At 35.5% G+C, this 1272-nt stretch carries 3 protein-coding genes; all 3 read right to left on the reverse strand.

All coding sequences use genetic code 11. The features are described from left to right. Nucleotides 1-342: 342 nt before the first annotated feature. Entirely contained in the window at nucleotides 343-612 is a 270-nt protein-coding gene (locus tag MCO_RS09430; RefSeq protein ID WP_007554200.1) for a type II toxin-antitoxin system RelE/ParE family toxin, read from the reverse strand. Continuing rightward, complete coding sequence (locus MCO_RS09435; RefSeq protein WP_007554201.1) at nucleotides 596-823, reverse strand: DUF6290 family protein; 228 nt, start codon at nucleotides 821-823, stop codon at nucleotides 596-598. Before MCO_RS09435 ends, MCO_RS09430 begins: the two co-directional genes overlap by 17 nt. A 68-nt stretch (nucleotides 824-891) precedes the next feature. Then, nucleotides 892-1272: hypothetical protein (locus tag MCO_RS09440; RefSeq protein ID WP_007554204.1), on the reverse strand; the 381-nt coding region annotated here is incomplete at its 5' end.

A 1272-nucleotide genomic window follows, 5' to 3' on the forward strand; every position in this document is an offset into this window, starting at 1 on the left:
ACACACATTGGCTTAGTGATGACAGCTTTCATAGTCACTCCTTTTGAGTCATAATTAATGACATCACCTGTCAATTAATGATTTTTGTTATTTGAAAAATGGATTAGCTGGAATTCCCTAGAAAACAGGGCTTTCTAGCGATATTAAAGGCTTGATATTTTACTAAATTTTAGGGGATATTTTTGAATTTTGGACACAAAAAAGCTAGTGCAGTGACGTTATTAAATACGATTTTTCACATCATGTCAACAGGAAAAATCATGATCTTGTGTTTTTTTTATTTTTTTGATCAAAATCTGGTGGCTTTAAAAGGTAAAATAATATGCATTGCCGCTATTAGCTTCAATCTTTATATATATTTTTTCTATGTCCAATAGCTAAAACCAACACTACAAGCTCTCTATCGTAAAGATCGCATAGTATTCTGTAGTCTCCCACACGATATCTCCACAAACCCGACAATTGACCTCTCAAAGGCTTACCTACTACACGCGCATTTTCAAGAGGAGCAACCTGTTTATCTAAAAAATCAACAATCCGCCGAGCCTCTTTTTTATCGCATTTTTTTAAAAAACTGAGAGCTTTTTTTTCATATTTAATCGTCCAAGCCAAGCTCTTTCCTCACTTCTTCAGAGCTATAAAAAGTCGCATCTCCATTTCGAATACGTTCTCTTACTTGTGAGGCTAAATAATAATCCTCTGCCTCTTCTATTCCACGTTCAATAATCTCACGTAAATAAAAAGACTTTGTACGTCCTGTCTTAGCAGCTAAATTATTCAAACGTGTTTCGAGATCACTTGGCAATCGAATAGATATCGTCATAACGCAATCCTCATTTTTGTATTCATTGTAATACAAATACAACGTATTGTACAGAAAAACGTTTCACATCACGCTTTTTGCCTTGTTACAGTGAAATGTTTAAGAAGCGTATTAAGAGCAATACGCAGTGAATTAACAAGATATGGTAACGATTGATCTTCTACAACAAGATATTGTAGTGAGGCATAAAGATTATACTGTCTATAAAGGCATTGAGCATCTCTTATTACCTCTTGCGTATTAAAAAACTGTTCTGTTGCAAATTCAACCCATCTCTCTCTTGCTCCATCATCAGATGATGTAGGCATTTCGTCATAAATAGCGCTAGGGAAGGCTTTTGCACATAGGTAATTGTTTTTCACTTCAAGATATTTTTGCGCAGCATCATATTGGTCTTGATTAAGTTCGCCTTGCAAATAAAGCCGCCCGATATAGGTGCCGGAGAGCGG

This window comes from Bartonella sp. DB5-6, assembly GCF_000278115.1.
In the GTDB taxonomy this organism is placed as follows: domain Bacteria; phylum Pseudomonadota; class Alphaproteobacteria; order Rhizobiales; family Rhizobiaceae; genus Bartonella; species Bartonella refiksaydamii.

What these genes read in the sequence shown, in the direction of transcription:
- MCO_RS09435 (WP_007554201.1), bottom strand. Translation starts at nt 823, where the DNA reads ATGACGATATCTATTCGATTGCCAAGTGATCTCGAAACACGTTTGAAT.